The organism is Sphaerisporangium sp. NPDC004334 (genome assembly GCF_053602655.1).
The window spans coordinates 182,717-201,416 of the sequence record NZ_JBSGDZ010000012.1 but is presented as its reverse complement, the minus strand read 5'-3'; the positions used below and the strand labels follow the sequence as shown (position 1 = coordinate 201,416).

16 protein-coding genes are annotated in these 18,700 nt (G+C 74.1%); 15 read left to right on the top strand and 1 reads right to left on the bottom strand.

All coding sequences use genetic code 11. From position 1 onward, the window contains the following. Positions 1-78 precede the first annotated feature (78 nt). From ACWEN6_RS17715 to ACWEN6_RS17665, 11 genes are all read left to right on the top strand, one after another. Positions 79-1,206 carry a LacI family DNA-binding transcriptional regulator gene (locus ACWEN6_RS17715; protein ID WP_452571153.1) on the top strand — a complete coding sequence of 376 codons (1,128 nt, stop codon included), beginning with the start codon at positions 79-81 and terminating at the stop codon, positions 1,204-1,206. Beyond that, positions 1,203-2,135 carry a carbohydrate ABC transporter permease gene (locus tag ACWEN6_RS17710; protein WP_452571152.1) on the top strand — a complete coding sequence of 311 codons (933 nt, stop codon included), beginning with the start codon at positions 1,203-1,205 and terminating at the stop codon, positions 2,133-2,135. The genes ACWEN6_RS17715 and ACWEN6_RS17710 overlap by 4 nt, the downstream gene beginning before the upstream one ends. A gap of 3 nt (positions 2,136-2,138) precedes the next feature. Next, the gene (locus ACWEN6_RS17705; RefSeq protein WP_452571151.1) at positions 2,139-2,957 is read left to right on the top strand and encodes a carbohydrate ABC transporter permease; all 819 of its coding nucleotides are present in this window, start codon (positions 2,139-2,141) and stop codon (positions 2,955-2,957) included. 78 nt (positions 2,958-3,035) lie between these two features. After that, a complete protein-coding gene (locus ACWEN6_RS17700; RefSeq protein WP_452571150.1) occupies positions 3,036-4,343 on the top strand; it encodes an ABC transporter substrate-binding protein in 1,308 nt (435 codons plus the stop codon). Then, positions 4,340-5,326: an ADP-ribosylglycohydrolase family protein gene (locus ACWEN6_RS17695; protein ID WP_452571149.1), complete on the top strand. Its 987-nt coding sequence runs from the start codon at positions 4,340-4,342 to the stop codon at positions 5,324-5,326. The genes ACWEN6_RS17700 and ACWEN6_RS17695 overlap by 4 nt, the downstream gene beginning before the upstream one ends. A gap of 36 nt (positions 5,327-5,362) precedes the next feature. Then, positions 5,363-6,388 carry an ADP-ribosylglycohydrolase family protein gene (locus ACWEN6_RS17690; protein ID WP_452571148.1) on the top strand — a complete coding sequence of 342 codons (1,026 nt, stop codon included), beginning with the start codon at positions 5,363-5,365 and terminating at the stop codon, positions 6,386-6,388. Continuing rightward, positions 6,385-7,557, top strand: a complete 1,173-nt coding sequence (locus ACWEN6_RS17685) for an ADP-ribosylglycohydrolase family protein (protein ID WP_354839631.1) — start codon at positions 6,385-6,387, stop codon at positions 7,555-7,557. The genes ACWEN6_RS17690 and ACWEN6_RS17685 overlap by 4 nt, the downstream gene beginning before the upstream one ends. Next, entirely contained in the window at positions 7,554-8,987 is a 1,434-nt protein-coding gene (locus ACWEN6_RS17680; RefSeq protein ID WP_452571147.1) for an ADP-ribosylglycohydrolase family protein, read from the top strand. The genes ACWEN6_RS17685 and ACWEN6_RS17680 overlap by 4 nt, the downstream gene beginning before the upstream one ends. Positions 8,988-9,159: 172 nt before the next feature. Continuing rightward, the gene (locus ACWEN6_RS17675) at positions 9,160-10,035 is read left to right on the top strand and encodes a ribokinase (protein WP_452571146.1); all 876 of its coding nucleotides are present in this window, start codon (positions 9,160-9,162) and stop codon (positions 10,033-10,035) included. Between the two features lie 277 nt (positions 10,036-10,312). Further along, a complete protein-coding gene (locus ACWEN6_RS17670; RefSeq protein ID WP_354839637.1) occupies positions 10,313-11,485 on the top strand; it encodes a CaiB/BaiF CoA transferase family protein in 1,173 nt (390 codons plus the stop codon). A gap of 38 nt (positions 11,486-11,523) precedes the next feature. Continuing rightward, positions 11,524-12,348, top strand: coding sequence for an HpcH/HpaI aldolase/citrate lyase family protein (locus tag ACWEN6_RS17665; RefSeq protein ID WP_452571145.1), 825 nt, complete (start codon positions 11,524-11,526; stop codon positions 12,346-12,348). Positions 12,349-12,373: 25 nt separating this feature from the next. On the opposite strand, the gene ACWEN6_RS17660 is transcribed toward ACWEN6_RS17665, so the two are convergent. Then, entirely contained in the window at positions 12,374-13,120 is a 747-nt protein-coding gene (locus ACWEN6_RS17660; protein ID WP_452571144.1) for an SDR family NAD(P)-dependent oxidoreductase, read from the bottom strand. A 223-nt stretch (positions 13,121-13,343) separates the two neighbouring features. Between ACWEN6_RS17660 and ACWEN6_RS17655 the strand changes: the two genes are divergently transcribed. From ACWEN6_RS17655 to ACWEN6_RS17640, 4 genes are all read left to right on the top strand, one after another. Then, positions 13,344-14,549 (top strand): phosphotransferase enzyme family protein, encoded by a 1,206-nt coding sequence (locus ACWEN6_RS17655; RefSeq protein ID WP_452571143.1) that lies wholly within the window; start codon positions 13,344-13,346, stop codon positions 14,547-14,549. Between the two features lie 357 nt (positions 14,550-14,906). Further along, entirely contained in the window at positions 14,907-16,421 is a 1,515-nt protein-coding gene (locus tag ACWEN6_RS17650) for a PQQ-dependent sugar dehydrogenase (RefSeq protein WP_452571142.1), read from the top strand. A gap of 563 nt (positions 16,422-16,984) precedes the next feature. Beyond that, positions 16,985-17,752 carry a bestrophin-like domain gene (locus ACWEN6_RS17645; RefSeq protein ID WP_452571141.1) on the top strand — a complete coding sequence of 256 codons (768 nt, stop codon included), beginning with the start codon at positions 16,985-16,987 and terminating at the stop codon, positions 17,750-17,752. After that, positions 17,752-18,645: a hypothetical protein gene (locus ACWEN6_RS17640; RefSeq protein ID WP_452571140.1), complete on the top strand. Its 894-nt coding sequence runs from the start codon at positions 17,752-17,754 to the stop codon at positions 18,643-18,645. The genes ACWEN6_RS17645 and ACWEN6_RS17640 overlap by 1 nt, the downstream gene beginning before the upstream one ends. Positions 18,646-18,700 lie beyond the last annotated feature (55 nt).

Genomic DNA, 18,700 nt, shown 5'->3' with positions numbered 1-18,700 from the left:
ACCTACCCCCGTAAACGTTTTCAGTGGTCTTTCCGGAGAGCTGTAAACGTTTACTTTCCCCATGGACCGAGGTGACACGTGAGTGACGGGCCGACCATCACGACGATCGCCCAGCGCGCCGGCGTCTCCATCGCCTCGGTGTCGCGCGTCCTCAACGGCCTGCCCACCAAGGCCGAGACCGAACGGCGGGTGATGAGCGCCGCCCGCGAGCTCGGCTACGTGCCGAACTCGGTGGCCAGGTCGCTGAAGTCCCGCCGCAGCAACCAGCTCGGGTTCGCCATGGCCGACATAGGCAACCCGGTGTACCTGGCGATGATCCGCGAGATCCAGCCCGTGCTGAGGGCGGCCGGCTACCGCCTGGTCCTGCACTCCACCAACGCCGACACCGATGACGAGATCGACGTGCTGCGCGGGCTCGGCGAGCGGTACATCGACGGGCTCATCATGATCCCGCTGCGGGTGACCGGCGAGCACCTGAAGATGTTCGCCGCGGCCCGCGCGCCCGTCGTCGTCATCGGCTCGGTCCCCGAGGGCACCCCGGTCGACAACGTGCGCACCGATTCCCGCGAGGGCGTGCGGCTGGCCGTCGAGCACCTGCACGGGCTCGGCCGCCGGCGCATCGGCTTCGTCAACGGCCCGCTGGACACCGTGCCCGGCGCCGCCCGCGCCGCGGCCTACGCCGAGGCGGTGCGCGCCCTCGGCCTGCCGCACGACCCCGCGCTGGCCGAGGTCGGCGACTTCTACCGCGCCGACGGCGCCCGCGCCACCGCCCGGCTGCTCGAACGCGCGCCGGACGTGGACGCGCTGCTGTGCGCCAACGACCTGATCGCGCTCGGCGCACTGGACGTCCTGCGCCGCGAGGGACGCCGGGTGCCGCAGGACGTCGCCGTGGCCGGCATGGACGACACCGACCTGGCCACGCTCGCCTGGCCCCCGCTGACCAGCGTGTCGCTCGGCTCGCCCGAACGCGGCCGCGCCGCCGCCGAGCTGCTGCTGGACCGGCTGGCCAGCAGGGACCGCGAGCCCCGCGTCGTCACCGTCGAGCCCCGCCTGGTCGTCCGCGCCTCCACCGCGGGCGACGACGCCCCCGGCGAGCCCCCCGCCGTCGACGCCTCGGCCGTAGACACCCCGGCTCGCGATGTCCCGGGCCGCGACGCCTCCGCCGTCGAAGAGGGCGTCGGCGACTCGGGGCGGGAGGCGCCGTGACCCTGACCACGCGGACGACCCGGCGGCCCGCGGCGGGCCGGCGCGCCGGCGGCGGCGAGGCCCGGCGCGGGCGCGAGACGCTCGCCCTCATGCTGCCCGCCCTGGTCCCGGTGCTGGTGTTCAGCGTCGGCCCGTTGCTCTACGGCATCTTCCTCGCCTTCACCGACGCCCGCTCCGGGCGCAACTCGGTGACCTCGTTCGTGGGCCTCGCCAACTTCGGCGACCTGTTCGCCGATGGCGACTTCTGGGAGTCGTTCCGCATCGGGCTGGTCTGGGCCGTCTCGGTGACCGTGCTGCAGTTCGCCGCCTCTCTCGGGCTGGCGCTGCTGCTCAACGAGAACCTGCGGTTCCGGGCGTTCGCCCGGGTGCTCGCCCTGGTGCCCTGGGCCATGCCGCCGGTCGTCATCGGCCTGATGTGGCGCCTGGTCTACCACCCGAACGCGGGCATACTCAACAGCGTCCTGCAGCAGGCCGGCCTGCTGGACCACAACATCGACTGGCTCAACGACTTCTCCATCGCGCTGCCCGCGGTGATCGTCGTCGGCGTGTGGACCGGCATGCCGCAGACCACCGTCGTCCTGCTGGCAGGCCTGCAGAACGTCCCCGGCGAACTGCACGAGGCCGGCCACATGGACGGCGCCTCCACCTTCCGCCGCTTCTGGAGCATCACCCTGCCCCAGCTGCGCCCGATCATCGTCACCATCACCTCGCTGGACTTCGTCTGGAACATCAACCAGTTCGGCCTGGTGTACGTGCTCACCCAGGGCGGCCCCGGCGGGCGGACGCGGCTGCCGATGCTGTTCGCCTACGAGGAGGCGTTCCGCTACGGCTTCTTCGGCTACGCCGCCACGCTCGGCGTCGCCTTCGTCATCGTCGTGCTGGCCCTGCTGAGCCTGTACATCGGCCGGCGACTGCGGGAGGCGGAGTAAGAGATGCGCAGGCCCCTGCAGTACCTCGCCCTGCTGGCCTACATGGTCTTCCTGGCGTTCCCGCTGGTCTGGTTGCTGTCCACGGCGCTGAAGACCTCGCGCGAGATGGCGAGCCTCACCCCGGCGTGGATCCCGCGCCACCCCGTGCTGAGCAACTTCGCCGACGCCTTCGCCGAGCAGGACATCGTCGGCAGCGCCCTGCGCAGCCTCGGCGTCGCCGTCGCCACCTCGCTGCTGACGATCGTGCTCGCGCTGCCCGCCGCGTACGCGATGGCCCGCCACCGCTCGCTGCTCAACCGGCTCGCCGTCGGGTGGGTGCTGGTCAGCCAGGTCTTCCCGTTCATTCTGATCATCATCCCGCTGTTCATGGTGCTGCGGACCCTGGACCTGGTCAACACGCTGCCCGGCCTCACCATCGTCCACGTCACCTTCGTCCTGCCGTTCGCGCTGTGGATGCTCCAGGGCTACGTGCGCGCGGTGCCCCGCGAGCTGGAGGAGGCCGCGGCCGTCGACGGCGCCGGGCGGGTGCGCGCCATCGTCCGGGTCGTCGCGCCGCTGCTGGCCCCCGGCGTGGTGGCGACGGCGCTGTTCGCGTTCATCTCCTCCTGGAACGAGTTCCTGTTCGCGCTGGTCGTCCTCAAGGACCCCGGCGTGGCCACGCTGCCCCTGACCCTGGTGAAGTTCACCGGCGCGGAAGGCGTCGTGCGCCTCGGCCCGCTCGCGGCGGCCTCGCTGCTCGCCACGATCCCGAGCCTGGCCTTCTTCGCGATCATCCAGCGGCGGCTGAGATCCGGCCTCATGGCCGGCGCCGTCAAGGGATGACCGGCCATCCCCCCATCCGAGCCAGACCCGCGTGAGGCGGAGCCCGCGGCCATGCCACCCCCCTGATAGGAGAGTCTCTTGCGCACCAGAACCGCACTCGCGGCGGCGGCGGCCGCGATCGCCGCGCTGACGGCCGGCTGTTCGTCCGGCGCCGGCACCACCACCGGCGGCGACGGCGGGACGGTGACCCTGAAGTTCCTCAGCCTCGCCTGGCAGAAGGAGTCCATCGCCGCCAACAAGCAGATCGTCGACGAGTGGAACAAGGCCAACCCCGCCACCAGGGTCGAGTACGTCCAGGGAAGCTGGGACAACGTCAACGACCAGCTCGTCACCTCCTTCGAGGGCGGCGACCCTCCGGACGTCATCCACGACGACTCCCCGGCGCTCGCCGGGTTCGCCTCGCGCGGCTACCTGCTCGACCTGTCGGCCAAGCTGCCCCCCGACCTCAAGAACGACATCCCCCAGCCCGCGTGGGACACCGTCACCTTCGGCGACGGCAAGGGCGGCCAGGGCGTGTACGGGGTGCCGTTCCTGCAGGAGTCGCAGGTGCTGATCGGCAACAAGAAGCTGCTCGACGCCGCCAAGGTGCGCATCCCCACCCCGGACGCCCCCTGGACCTGGGACGAGTTCGCCGAGATCAGCAAGAAGCTCACCAAGGGCGGGAACTACGGCGTCGCCTGGCCGCTGAAGTCCCCGGTCAACAAGGTGCTCAACCTGGCGCTCAACTTCGGCGGCACCTTCTTCCAGGTGGACGGCGCCAAGGCCACCGTCAAGGTGGGCCCCGGCGAGCGCGAGGTCATGCAGCGCATCCACGACCAGCTCTACAAGGACAAGTCGGCCGACCCCTCCGCGCTCGGCATGGGCACCGCCGACCCGCTGCCCGGCTTCTACGCCGGCAAGTACGCCCTGCTGCCCGCAGGCGTCTACCTGCGCCAGCAGGTCGCCGAGCAGGCGCCGGAGGACTTCGACTGGATCACCATCCCGCCGCTCAAGGGCACCACCTCCGAGCAGGGCGCCACCTCCCAGACGCTGTCGGTCGCCGCCGACAGCGAGTACCCCGAGCAGGCGACGAAGTTCATCTCCTTCTTCCTCGACAGCGCCAACCAGGCGAGGCTCGCCAAGGGCGACTGGCTGCTGCCCACCAGCGTCAAGGCGGCGAGCGACCCGTCCATGACGACCAAGGAGAACGGCTGGGACGTCGCCACCGCCTCGGCCAGGAACCTCGTCGTCGCGCCGTACCTGAAGGTCAACGGCTTCGACGAGTGGAAGAGCAAGGTGGCCACCCCCACCCTGCAGCAGTACTTCGCCGACAAGATCACCCTCGACCAGGCGGCGAAGACCCTCACCGACGAGGGCAACAAGGTGCTGGAGCGGTACAGCAGATGAGCCTGACCCGCGCCCGGGGGTGCCTGCTCGGCCTGGCGGCCGGCGACGCCCTCGGGCGGCCCGCCGAGAACCTCCCGCCCGAGGAGATCGCCCGGCGTCACGGCCGCCTCACCGAGATCGAACCGGGCAAGGGCGGCACCGACGACACCGAGTACACCATCTTCGCCGCGTCGCTGCTGTGCCGGTACGGCGCGGCCATGACCCCGGCGGACGTGGCCAGGGAGTACCGCGAGCAGATCATCCCGTCCATCGACGGGCCCATGCGCGGCGCCGGGTTCTCCGAGCTCGGCGCCGTCCAGGCTCTGCGCCGCGGCCTGGCGCCGCCGATGTCGGGCGAGTGGCACCAGCACGGCTGGTCCGACGGCCTGGCCATGCGCGCCGCGCCCTACGGCATCTTCGCGGCCGGCGACCCGGGGGAGGCGGCGCGGCTGGTGGCGGTGGACGGAGTGGTGAGCAACGGCGTCGAGGGCGTGTACGGCGGCCAGGCGGTCGCCGCCGCGGTCGCCGTCGCGATGACCGGCGCCGCGCCCGCCGAGGTCGTCCAGGCGGGGCTCGCCGCCGTCCCCGCGGACTCCTGGACCTCCCGGAACTTGCGCGCGGCGGTGGACGCCGTCGCCGCCGGGTCGGTGGAGCGGCTGTACGCGGCCGTCGTCGTGCGCCACTACCCGTGGACGGACCTCGCGCCCGAGGCCGTCGCGCTCGCCTTCGCCGGCTACCTCATGGGCGCCGGCGAGGTGGAGGAGTCGGTCGTGTCGGCCGCCAACCTGGGCCGGGACGCCGACACCACCGCGGCCATCGCCGGCGCCCTCGCGGGGGCGGGGCGCGGCGAGGCCGCCGTCCCCGCGCGCTGGGCCAGGGAGATCGGCCCCGCCACCGGCCGCTGCCTCCCCGTCGTCGCCGGCCGCCACGTCCTGGACGTCGCCACCGCGCTGTACGCGGCATCCCGGAACGCCCACGCACCCGACGACGAGGCCCCGCGATGACCGCTTCGGCGGGATAGATCGGGATAGAGGAGAGACATGCAATCGGGGGACAGGACCAAGGACGCGCCCGACCCGGCCGCGGACCGGGTCGCGGGCGCCTTCGTCGGGCTGGCCATCGGCGACGCCGCCGGGTGGCCGTCCGCGCGCCACCGCTCCGCGCTGCTCGCGCCGTGGACCAGGCGGCTGGAACGCGAGCTGGACGCCTTCGCCGAGGAGCACCGCCTCACCACGCTCCCCGTGCCGTTCACGCTGAACCAGCCCGTCGAGCCGCTCGCCCTCGGCCCGTCCGACGACGCCGAATGGCTCGCCTGGACCGCGCTGACCCTCCACCAGGACCGCGCCGAGGCCTTCACCGCCCTCGCGGGACGCTCGGACCTGCGGGTGCGCATCTCGGTGCGCTCGGCCCTCGCCAACCTGGCCGCGGGCAAGCCGCCCCCGGTCAGCGGCCACGACAACCCGCACCACTTCGACGACGCCGCCGCCGTGCGCGCCGTGGCCTTCGCCGCCGCCGCTCCCCGCTCCGCCGCCCTGCCGGACCTCGTGCGGGCCGACGCCTCGGTCACCAACGCAGGGGACGGGGTCCTCGGCGCGCTCGCGATGGCCGCCGCGGTCGCGGTGCTCGTCGCGGGCGGGACGATGGGCGCGGCCGTGGAGGCGGCGCTGGCCGAGCTGCCCGGGGACACCGCCATCGGCCACGCCGCCAGGGCGGCCCTCGCGGCGGCCCGCCGGGCGGGCGACCCGTTCGCGGCCGTCCCGGCCCTGGACGCCGCGCTGGTCGACCACGTCTACAGCTACGGGGTCGCCGCCGCGCAGACGGTTCCCGCGGCGCTCGCGCTCGCGGAGGTGTCCGGCGGCTCGCTCACCGCGGCCGTCCCCGCCGCCGCCTGCCTGTCATCGCTCGCCGACTCCGCCCCGGCCCTCACCGGCGCGCTCACCGGCGCCCGCACCGGGCTCCGGGCGCTCCCCGAGGGCTGGTGCGCCGCGGCGCGCACACTCACCGGCTGCGGCCTCCCCGAGCTGGCCGGAGCCGATCTCATCGACATCGCTGGAGGACTGGCATGACGCCGCTGGAGGACCTGCTGACCGACAAGGCCGTCGGATGCGTGACGGGCGCGGCGGTCGGCGACGCCATCGGCGGCGCCACCGAAGGCTGGACGCCCGGCCAGATCCAGGAACGGTACGACGGGTACGTGACGGGCATCGTCCCGCCGTACTTCGAGGACTGGCGCAACGCACGCCCCATCGCGCCCTATCACAAGGGCGACGGCCACATCACCGACGACACCCTCATGACGCACGCCCTCATCCGCGTGTACGAGAAGGTCGGCGGTCACCTGGACGCCTACGCCGCCGCCGACCACCTGGTGCCGGAGATGATGGGCGAGAAGCGCTGGATCCCCGAGCTGGAGGCCGAGGCACTGCCCCTGCAACGGGTCTTCCTCGCCGAGAAGTGGCTGGTCCTGCGCCTGCACTACGGGCACATCGACCCGCGCGAGGCCGGGGTGGGCAACATCGTCAACTGCGGCGCCGCGATGTACATGGCGCCGGCCGGCATCGTCAACGCCGCCAACCCCGACGGCGCGTACGCCGAGGCCGTCGACCTGGCGGGCGCCCACCAGTCCAGCTACGGCCGGGAGGCGGCCGGGGTGCTGGCCGCCGCCGTCGCCGAGGCGATGCGTCCCGGCGCGAGCGCCGACTCGGTCGTGGCCACCTGCCTGCGGCTGGCCCGCGACGGCACCCGCGCCGCCATCGACGCCGTGTGCGAGCGGGCCCGCGGCCTGGACCACTGGGAGGGGTCGTTCGACGCGCTCCGCGAGGCCGTCAAGCCCTACGACACCGTCGCCGACACCTACCGCGACCAGGGCCTCGGGGCGCGGCGGCCGAGCCGGCTGCACAGCATCGAGGAACTGCCGCTGGCGCTCGCCTTCCTGGTCATCGCCAAGGGCGACTATCGCGACACCGTGCTCGGCGGCGTCAACTACGGGCGCGACGCCGACTCCATCGCCAGCATGGGCGGCGCGATCGCCGGCGCCCTCGGCGGAGCCAAGGCGGTGCCCGCCGAATGGCTCGACCCGGTGTCCGAGGCCAGCCGCATGGACCTGGTCGCCCCTGGCCTGGCCATCGCCGAGGTCGCCCGCCGCGTCCACGCCGGCGACCTCGCCGCCCGCCGCGCCCACGAGGCCGCCTTCACCGCCCTGACCTGGGACAACACCCCCGGACTCCCGTCATGAGCGGCGACCGGGCGATCAGGCTGACCTGGGTGCAGCCGGAGGATCTGGTGGGACACGAGCTGCGGCAGGCCGGCGAGGACGGCCGGGGCGCGCAGGCCGCCCCGATCGCCGACCGGTGGCACGCCGCCGGAGGGCACGACGCGCCGCCCCGCGCCGGGGCCTCGCCCGAGCCGCCCACCCCCGAGCTGCGAGCGCTGGCCGCCGAGCTGCTCGACGAGCTGGCGGCCATCCCTTCCCCGCTGCCCGAGCCGTCCGGCCTCGCCGGTATCCGCGCGGCCGCTTCCGCCTGGGCGGGGTCCGGTGCTCCGGACAGCGCGGCCACCCTTGCCCGGGCGGGGTCCGGCGCTCCGGAGCGTCCGGGGGCCCACCCCGATGAGCTGGGCGAGCGGCTGCTGGGAGCGTGGCGCGGACGCGCGGCGGGGTGCGTGCTGGGCAAGCCGGTGGAGAAGATCCCCCGCCAGGGCATCAGGGAGATCGCCGAGGCGACCGGCAACTGGCCGATCCGCGGCTGGTTCACCGCCGAGGGGCTGCCGGCCGAGGTGGCGGCCCGCTGGCCGTGGAACCGGCGCAGCGCCGCCACCTCCCTCGCCGAGACCCTCGACGGCGTCCCCGAGGACGACGACCTGAACTTCCCCCTGCTGGCCCTGTCCCTGCTGGAGCGGCACGGCCGCGGGTTCACCACGGCCGACGTCGCCGCCCTGTGGCTGCAGGAGCTGCCCGCCGGCCGCGTCTTCACCGCCGAGCGCGTGGCCTACCGCAACCTGCTCGACGGACTGGAACCGCCGCGCACGGCCACGTGGCGCAACCCGTTCAGGGAGTGGATCGGCGCGCTGATCAGGGCCGACGTGTACGGCTGGGCCAACCCCGGCGACGTGCGCACGGCGGCGGAGTTCGCCTGGCGGGACGCGCGCCTCAGCCACACCGCCAACGGCCTCTACGGCGCGATGATGGTCGCCGCCATGTGCGCCTGGTCCCTGGTCGTGCCCTCCGGCGACCCGGCCGCGGCGGTGGAGGAGGTCGTGGCCGCCGGACTGTCGGTCGTCCCCGCCGGTTCCCGGCTCGCCCGGGCCGTCCGGGACGCCGTCGCCGACGCGCGCGCCGAACCCGACTTCGAGCGGGTCGTCGACCGCCTGTACGAGCGGCACGGCGGGCTGCACTGGGTGCACACCGTCAACAACGCCGCCCTGGTGGCCGCCGCGCTGACGCACGGCCGCGGCGACTTCACCGCCTCGGTCGCGGGCGCGGTCGCCGCCGGATGGGACACCGACTCGGCCGGCGCCACGGTGGGCTCCATCGCCGGCGGCCTGCTGGGCGCCTCGCGCATCCCGTCCGGGTGGGCGCTCGGCGACCGGCTGGCGAGCAGCGTGCGCGGCTTCGACGGCATCGGCCTCGACGAACTCACCCGCCGCACGCTCGCCGTGGCATCGTGACCACCACAGCGGCGCCGGACGGGCGGACCCTCATAGCGGTGCCGGACGGCCGGAGCCGCACTGAAGTGCCGGACAGGGCGATCGGTACAGCGGCGCCGGACGCGCGAACCCGCAGTGAGGTGCCGGACGGGCGGAGCCTCACTGAGGTGTGGGGCAGGGGAGAGGACAGACCATGATCTCGGTATTCGGCAGCGCGAACATGGACCTGGTGGCCTACACCGCGGTCGTGCCCGGGCGCGGCGAGACCGTCACCGGGCACGCCTTCCGCACGATCCCGGGAGGCAAGGGCGCGAACCAGGCCGTCGCGGCGGCGCGCGCCGGAGCGGCCGCCTGCTTCGTCGGCGCGGTCGGAGACGACGCGTTCGGCCCCGTCATGCGCGACACGCTCGCCGGGGCCGGCGTCGACGTGAGCCGCCTGCGGGTGGTGCCCGGGTCGTCGGGCATCGCGCACATCGTCGTGGACGACGACGGCGGCAACTCCATCATCGTCATCCCCGGCGCGAACGGCACGATCACCGCCCCGTCCGACGAGGACCTCGCCGTCATCGACCGCTCCGACGCGCTGCTGCTGCAACTGGAGCTGCCCATGGAGGCCGTGGTGGCCGCCGCGCGCCGGGCCAGGGTCCCGGTCGTCCTCACCCCCGCCCCGGTCCAGGACCTGCCCCGCGAACTGCTCGACGCCGTCGACCTCATCGTTCCCAACGAGCACGAGGCCGCGGCGATCACCGGCCTGGCCGACCCCGAGGAGGCGCTGAAGGCGCTGCTCGACCTCGTCCCCGAGGCGGTGATCACCCTCGGTGCGGAGGGGGCGCTGTACGGCGCACGGACGGGCCGCCCGCTGCGGGTGCCGGCGGTGCCGGTGCGGGCCGTCGACACCACTGCGGCCGGCGACACCTTCGTCGGCGCGCTCGCCGTGGCCCGCGCCGAGGGCCGGCCGCAGGAGCAGGCCCTGCGATTCGCCGCCACGGCCGCCGCGCTGTCGGTCCAGCGTCCCGGCGCGAGCACCTCGATGCCCACGCGCCCCGAGATCGAGGCGGCCCTCGCGTGACCGGGCCGGAGCCACCCGCGGCGGCGACCGTCGTCACCACACGGGACCACCGAGGAACCGCCGAGGAGGTTCGCGGGGGAGTCGTCAGGCGGACCACGGAGCAGTCGTCACGCAGGACCCTGGAGGAGTCGTCACACGGGATCCCGGAGGAGTCGTCACACGGGATCCCGGAGGAGTCGTCACACGGGACCCCGGAGGAGTCGTCACACGGGACCCCGGGGGAGTCGTCACACGGGACCCCGGGGGAGTCGTCACGCAGGACCACGGAGGATCAAACATGAAAGCCCTGGAAGGCGTCCGCGTCCTGGACCTGGCGACGCTGTTCGCCGGGCCGATGGCCGCGATGCTGCTCGGCGACTTCGGCGCCGAGGTGGTCAAGGTCGAGCACCCGGCCAAGCCCGACCCCTCCCGCGGTCACGGTCCGGGCGGCCTGTGGTGGAAGGTGCTGGGCCGCAACAAACGGGCCATGACCCTGGACCTGTCGACGGCCGAGGGGCAGCGGGTGCTGCTCGCGCTCGCCCGCGACGCCGACGTGGTCATCGAGAACTTCAGGCCCGGCACCCTCGAGCGCTGGAACCTGTCCTACGACCGTCTCCGCGAGGCCAACCCCCGCTTGGTGCTGGCCCGCGTCACCGGGTTCGGCCAGTTCGGCCCGTACGCGCGGCGTCCCGGGTTCGGCACCCTCGCCGAGGCGATGAGCGGGTTCGCCGCGATGACCGGCGAACCGGACGGGCCGCCCACCCTGCCCCCGTTCGGGCTGGCGGACGGCATCTGCGCCCTCGCCACCGCCTACGCCGTCATGGCCGCCCTCCACGCGCGTGAGGGCACCGGGGCCGGCCAGGTGGTCGACATGTCGATCATCGAGCCGATCCTCACCGTGCTCGGCGCCCAGCCGACCATCTACGACCGGCTCGGCGTGGTGCCGCCGCGCACGGGGAACCGCTCGGTCAACAACGCGCCGCGCAACACCTACCGCTGCGCCGACGGCACCTGGGTGGCCGTCTCCACCTCCGCCCAGAACATCGCCGAGCGGGTCATGCGCCTGGTCGGCCGGCCCGAGTACGTCCAGGAGCCGTGGTTCGCCACCGGCGCCGGACGCGTCGAGCACGCCGACGAGCTGGACCAGGCCGTCGCCGCGTGGGTCGGCGCGCGCACCCGCGAGGAGGTGCTGGACGCCTTCGAGCGCGCCCAGGCGGCGGTCGCCCCCATCTACGACGTGCGCGATGTCATGTCCGACCCGCAGCTCGCCGCCCTGGACGCGGTCACCACCGTCGAGGACCCCGGTCTCGGCCCGCTGCGCATGCAGAACGTCATGTTCCGCCTGTCCGCCACGCCGGGCGAGATCCGCTGGCCCGGCCGCCCCCACGGCGCCGACACCGCCGCCGTCCTGGCGGAGCTGGGCCTGTCCGACGCGGACGTGGCGGCCCTGCGGGACAAGGGCGTCGTCTAGCGCGCCGTCGCCCACCCGACATCTGAGGGAGTGATCTGATGCCGACCTGGTTGTACGCGCCCGCGGACCGGCCCGCGCTCGTCGCCAAGGCCCTCGCAGGCCCGGCCGGCGTGGTGATCGTCGACCTGGAGGACGCCGTCGCGCCCGGCGACAAGGACCGGGCGCGCGCCGAGGTCGTCGCGCTGCTCGCGACCCCGAGCCCGCGCGTCCAGATCCGGATCAACGACGTGCGCACCCCGTGCGGGCAGGCCGACCTGCGGGCCATCGGGCCCCTGTGCGCCGGCACCGCGGGCATCCGCGTGCCGAAGACCGAGTCGGCCGCCGGACTGCGCGAGATCGCCCTCGCGGCTCCCGGCGTCGCGCTCCATCCGCTGGTCGAGTCGGCCCTCGGCCTCGAGCTGGCCTACGAGATCGCCACGGCCTGCCCGGCGGTCGCGAGCATCGGGCTCGGCGAGGCGGACCTGCGCGCTGATCTCGGCGTCGCCGACGAGACCGGTCTGGCGTGGGCGCGGTCCCGGATCGTGGTCGCCGCCCGCGCCGCGGGGCTGCCCGCTCCCGCCCAGTCGGTCTACACCGCCTTCCGCGACCTGGAAGGGCTGGCCGCCTCCTGCCGCGCCGGCCGCGCCATGGGGTTCCGGGGCCGCGCGGCCATCCACCCCGCCCAGTTGCCGGTCATCGAGGCCGCCTACCGCCCCACCGAGGAGGAGATCGCGGCGGCCGACCAGGTAGTGGCCGCGGCAGGCGCCGGCGCCGTCGCCCTCCCGGACGGCCGCTTCGTCGACGAGGCCGTCGTCCGCCAGGCCAGGGCCCTGCTCGCCGACGCCGCCCGCCCGCCCGGCGCCATCCCCGCCGGCACGGCCTGATCCGGGTCACGTGCGCGGGAAGGGGTCAGCTGCGCAGGTAGGAGGCGCCGTTGAGGTCGATGATGGCGCCGCTCGCCCACTCGGCGGTGGGCGAGGCCAGATAAAGCACGGCGGCGGCGATCTCCTCCGGACGGGCCACCCGGCCGAACGGGCTCTGGGCGCGGATCGCGTCGCCGCGCGGAGCCTTCAGGTGCTCGTTGGTCATGTCGGTCTCGACGAAGCCGGGCGCGACGGTGCCCACGGAGATGCCGTGCGGGGCGAGGAAGATGGCCAGTGACTGGCCGAGGGCGTTCATGCCCGCCTTGCTCGCCGCGTACGCCGGAGCGTGCGGCTCCCCGCGGAAGGCCCCGCGCGAGGACACGTTGACGATGCGCCCCCCGGACGGCATGTGGGGCACGGCGCACCAGGTGAGGTTGGCCGCGCCCAGCAGGTTCAGGTCCAGCGTGCGCCGCCACGCCTCCTGCCACTCTTCGTAGGACACCTCGGTGATCGGGTGGGGAAGGAAGACGCCGGCGTTGTTGACCAGCACGTCGATGCCGCCCAGCCCGTCGGCCGCCTCGTCCACCATGCGCCGGACCTGCTCGGGGTCGGCGATGTCGGCCTGGACGACCACGTGCCCGCCGCCCGGCAGCCCGGCGCGCGTCCGCTCGGCCAGCTCGGCCGAATCCCGGTGGTGGACGGCCACGCGGTCGCCCTCGCCCGCGAACGCGGCGGCCACCGCACGTCCGATGCCCCGCGACGCCCCGGTCACCAACACTGCTCGTCCGCTCATTTCGCACAAGCTAGCAACTTCGCCCGGCCGGCCCACCGCCGGGCGGTACGCCGAGTTCGTCCGCACCACGGTACGGCCGGGCCGTCACCGTCCGTCCGGTCCGCTCCCCACAATGGCCCGGCGATGGCGGCCGGGCGGTCCGACGATCCCGGCGGGCCGGGCCGGAGGGCGCCGTCCCTATGATGGTCGGCCGTTCCGCCGGCCCGCCCCACGAGGAGAACGCATGGAGGTCCACGACCTGCCGGACGCGGAGGATGCGCTCGCGCACGCCGGGCCCACCCGCCACGATCCGCCGGACGACGCCCTGCCGGGGCGGGATCTTCACGACCTTTCGGCCGGGGGCGGCGTACTCGGCCGGGTCGAGCGGGTGGCCCGGCGGGCGTTGCGGCGCTACGACGTCGGGCCGGACGCCGAGGTCACGCTGATCAACGTGTCGGAGAACGCGACGTTCCTCGTCGCCGACGCGGGACGCCGGCTGATCCTGCGGGTGCACCGTCTCGGCTACCACTCGCGCCAGGCGATCGCCTCCGAACTCGACTGGCTCACCGCGCTGCGCGAGGAGGCGGGCGTGCCGACCCCGCGGGTCGTCCCCGCGCTGGACGGCTCGCGCGTGGTCGGCGTCGCCGACCCGGGCGCGGCCCCGCGCGACTGCGTGATGTTCGCCCATGTTCCCGGCGCCGAACCCGCCGAGCACCGCCTGGGCGAGCACTTCGGGCCGCTCGGTGCGATCACCGCGCGCATGCACCTGCACGCCCGCCGCTGGCGGCGGCCGGCCTCGTTCACCCGGTTCCACTGGGACGAGGACGCCGCCTTCGGCCCGCGCCCCCGCTGGGGCCGCTGGCAGGACGGCGCCGGCGTCGGCCGTGAGGAGCACGCGGTGCTCGGCAGGCTGGAGGCCGCCCTGCGCGACCGGCTGACCCGGTTCGGCAAGGGCCCCGAACGGTACGGACTGATCCACGCCGACCTGCGCCTGGCCAACCTCCTGGTAGGCGGCGCCGCGAGCGGGGGACGGGCGGCCACGGCCGCACCGCCCGGCGGCGCGGGTCACCCCGGAGAGTCCACCGCCGGGGCGGCCGTACCGTCCCCCGATGCTCGGCCGGTCGACCCGGGAACGGCGGGCGTGACGGTCATCGACTTCGACGACTGTGGCTTCGGGTGGTATCTGTACGACCTCGGGGCCGCGCTCAGCTTCATCGAGCACCACCCGGACGTCCCCGAGATGGCCGAGTCGTGGGCGGGCGGCTACCGCACCGTCCTCGATCTGCCGCGCGAGGACGAGCGGGAGATCTGGACCTTCATCATGCTGCGCCGGCTGCTGCTGGTCGCCTGGATCGGCTCGCACCCGGCCGTGGACATCGCCCGCGAGCTGGGCGCGGGGTACACCGAGGGCACCTGCGCCCTGGCCGAGCGCTACCTCGCCTCGATCTGACACCCGGCTTCGAGCAAGGCGAAGCGAACCGGCGGCCTGCCCCACGGCCGGACCCGGACCGTGCGCACCTCCCGCCCGCGATCGCGGTGGATCCGCCGCCGGCCGCCGCGAACGGGGGCGTCGGCGCACCGCGACCATGGACGGCCGGGGGCCGCCGGGCGGCGGAAAGTTGCAGACGTACGATGAAAGTTTCCAGCCGGACGGGAACGCCGGCGCGGGGCCGCCGGGCCTACGCGCAGGCCAGGGCGGTGGCTCGCGCGTCCGCGCTGCGACCATGATTGCCCGCCCTCGCGCCAGCCGCATACGGTCGTGGACCAGGCTTTGACACCGTGCCTTACACGGCGTAGGGAGCACGTGATGACCGTTGTACCGGTGAAGCGCAGGCGCTTTACCTCCATCCTGACCGTCACCGCCGCCGTCGCCGCGGCCGCCGTTCTCGTCGTGACCCGCCCGATCCCCGCCGGAGCCCTCGCGACCGGCGGTTTCGACTTCACCCGCGCGACGGTCGCCAACACCGGGCTGCAGGTGCCCTGGGGGCTGGCCTTCCTGCCCGATGGCAGCGGGCTGGTCTCCGAGCGCGGCACCGCCCGCATCATGCAGGTGCGCCCCGGGGCCACGCCCACGGCCGTGGCCACCGTGCCGAACGTCGTGCCGTCCGGCGAGGGCGGCCTGCTCGGCATCGCGGTCTCACCCACCTACGCGCAGGACCAGTACATCTACGCGTACTACTCGGCCAGCGCCGACAACCGCGTGGTCCGCTTCCGTCTGAACGCGCCGGGCACCCAGCAGGTGCTCGTCTCCGGCATCCCGAAGAACAGCTACCACAACGGCGGGCGTCTCGCCTTCGGTCCCGACGGCATGCTGTACGTGACCACCGGCGACGGCGGGACCACCTCCAACGCCCAGAACCAGAACAGCCTCGGCGGCAAGATCCTGCGCATGACGCCGACCGGCGGGGTGCCGTCGTCGGGCAACCCCTTCCCCAACTCGCTCGTCTACACGCTGGGGCACCGCAACGTCCAGGGCATCGCCTGGGACCCGCAGGGGCGGATGTACGCCAGCGAGTTCGGCCAGGACACCTACGACGAGCTCAACTACATCGTCGCCGGTGGCAACTACGGCTGGCCCACCTGCGAGGGCATGTGCAACAACTCCTCCTTCCGCAACCCGTTGGTGACCTGGACCACGGACCAGGCGTCGCCGAGCGGCCTGGCCTACGCCAACGGCACGCTGTTCGCCGCGGCGCTGCGGGGCACGCGACTGTGGACGGTCGGGGTCAACGGCGGCTCGACCGTCGGCTCCCCGGTCGCCGAGTTGCAGGGGACCTACGGACGGCTGCGCGCGGTCGCGGTCGGCCCCGACGGCTGGCTGTGGGTGACCACGAGCAACCGTGACGGCCGGGGGACCCCGGCGAGCACCGACGACCGCATCATCCGCGTCCCTCCGTCGGGCACCACGCCCTCCCCGACGCCGACCGCCACCCCGACGGTGACGCCGACGCCCACGGTGACGCCGACCCCCACCCCCACGCCCACGGTCACGCCCACTCCCACTCCCACGGTGGGACGCGCCTGCGCGGCCACCTACCGGGTCGTCAACCAGTGGTCGAACGGGTTCCAGGGCGAGATCGCGGTGCGCAACTCGGGGACCTCCGCCATCGCGTCGTGGACGGTCACTTTCACCTTCCCCAACGGGCAGACCATCAGCCAGGCGTGGGGCGGCCGGTACACCCAGTCCGGCTCCGCCGTGACGATGCGCAACGAGTCCTGGAACGGCACGCTTCAGCCGAACGGGTCGACCACCGCCGGCTTCAACGCCGGTTGGACCGGGGCGAACGGCGTGCCGGCCACCCTGACCTGCTCCGCCGGCTGACCTGGTGCGGTGATAGGGGGTGACCTGATGCGCTGAAAGCAGGCGCCGGGTGGGCTGACCAGGCGGGCTCGGCGCCTGCGAGCGGTCACTGAACTCCCTGGACCACACTCGCGGAGGCGGCGTCCCGCGACGCCGCCTCCGCCGTCATCCTCCGGACACCGGCGGCATCCGCGGCATCTCACGGTCCCGTGGTCGCCGCCGGTGATGGTCGTTCGGTCCTTCGCCCACCGCGCCGACCGATCAGGCCCGGGACGGCGCCGGTGGGACGAATGGCGTCTTCGGCGGCCGAACGGACCTCCACCCGCCTTCCGGGCCCGCGGGTATCTCTGAGAGGCGTGCCGGGCGTGCGCGCTCCACGCCGTGCGGGCCGCGAACGGGCCGCGAACCGCTGCCCTGTCGGCGTTCCGTGGGCCTGGCTCCTGCCGTGGCGGCCTTCGGCAAGGAAGCTGGAGCCACCTTTTCGATCAATGCCCGCCATGGTCACGTAATGTGATAGCTATGTGACGGCATGCGATCGGTAACGGGTGGTGTGCGACCGCCCGCACAACGCTATGGAGATGGTAATGCTCGTCAGCGTCCTGGCGGTTGCGGCCGCGGTCGGGGTGGTGGCCGCCGCCGCCTTTCTTTTCCGCAAGCTCGATCACGGCACCGACGACGTGCTCCCCAACGGCCCCGCCGCCGGCCACGCCGGCTCCATGCTGTCGTCCCTGTTCCTGCTGGTCTTCGCCATCGCGGTCGTGGTGCCGTGGACCACGGCCGACTCCGCCCGGCAGAACACCTACACCGAGAGCCGCGCCGCCGTGGAGACCTACTGGGCCGCGGCCGGGCTTCCGGTCCCAGTGGGCGCCCAGGTGCAGCAGCAGGTTCGCGACTACGTCCAGTACGTCGTGCAGAAGGAATGGCCGCTCATGGCCGACGGGCGGCTCAGCCTGGAGGGCGCCTCGCGGCTGGACGCGCTGCGCACTCAAGTGGTGGGCCTGATCGTCACCGGTGACGACGCGAGGGCCGCGAAGAGCGCGACCCTGGACGAACTGAGGGAGGTGTCGGCGGCGCGACGCCAGAGAGGTGCGGACGCCCAGGCCAGACCGCCCGCCGGTGTGCTGCCGCTGACGATCCTGACCGGGTCGATCGTCATCCTCTACCCGTTCCTGGCCGGCGCCCGTCCGCGCGGCAAGACGCTCGTGCCGCTGTTCATCATGGCCGGGCTGCTCGGGTTCGGCATCTACCTCACCTGGCAGATCTCCCACGTGTTCTCCAGTGGCCTGTCGGTGGGTCCCGAGGCGTTCCGGTCCGCTTTGGACGAGTTCCAGCGCATCCCGTGGAGCGGATGATGGCGCCGGGTTCCCGCGCCACCGCCCTGCTGGCGGTGCCGCTCGCCACCGCGTCGCTCGCGGGCGTCCTCATCGCCGCCCCCACCCCTCCCTCCAGCGCCGAAGCCGTCCACCCCGCCCCGCCCGACTCCTTGAAGAAGCCTTCCCACCACCCCACCCCCACGCCGTACCCCACACCCCGGCCCCCGGCCGAAGCCCCGAACCATGCACCGGAAGCGTCGAGACCCAGCGCACCGGCCATGCCGAGCAGGACGTCCCGTACCGCGAGGGGGGTCGGCGTCGAAGTCGAGGCCGGGGCGGGGGCGCGTTCCGGTCCAGGGGTCGCCGACGCCGCTTTGCGCCTGTCGGACGACGACGGCGACCGGCTCGGCGTCCTCCCGGGCGTCGGTCTCTGCCTGGACGTCGACCTGGTGGTGAGCCTGCGGGTCGGCATCACCATCGGCGGCCCGCCCGTCTGCCGGCGTCCGGCCGCCCCGCCCGCACCCGCCCCCGCTCCCACGCCGCCCCCCACCCCGGCCCCGCCGCCCACGCGCACACCGCCAACGCCGCCCCCGCGCACGCCGGCCTCGCCGGCTCCCACCCCCGCCGTCACGTCCTCCCGGGCGCCGTCGTCCCGGCCCTCCGCCCCCGCGGTCCCACCCGGCCGGCCCCAGGCGGCGCCTCGCCCGGCGCCGTCCCGGACGGAGGTCACACCGACGCCCTCACCGCCGACGGGCAGGCCCACGCCACCGGCCGTCGTCCCGTCCGCCGTCCCGTCCGCCGTCGAGCGCCGGCTCCGGGCGGAGGTCCCGCGGCCGCGCCGTCCGCAGCCGCTGGCGACGGTGATGGTCATGGTGGTCCTGTCGCTGATCATCGCCCTCGCCGCCGGCCTCGCCTTCGGCACCGTCCGCTGACCCATGAGGGCCGGGGTGGGGCCGGTATCCCTGTGAATGAGGGGAAGGTGCGTAG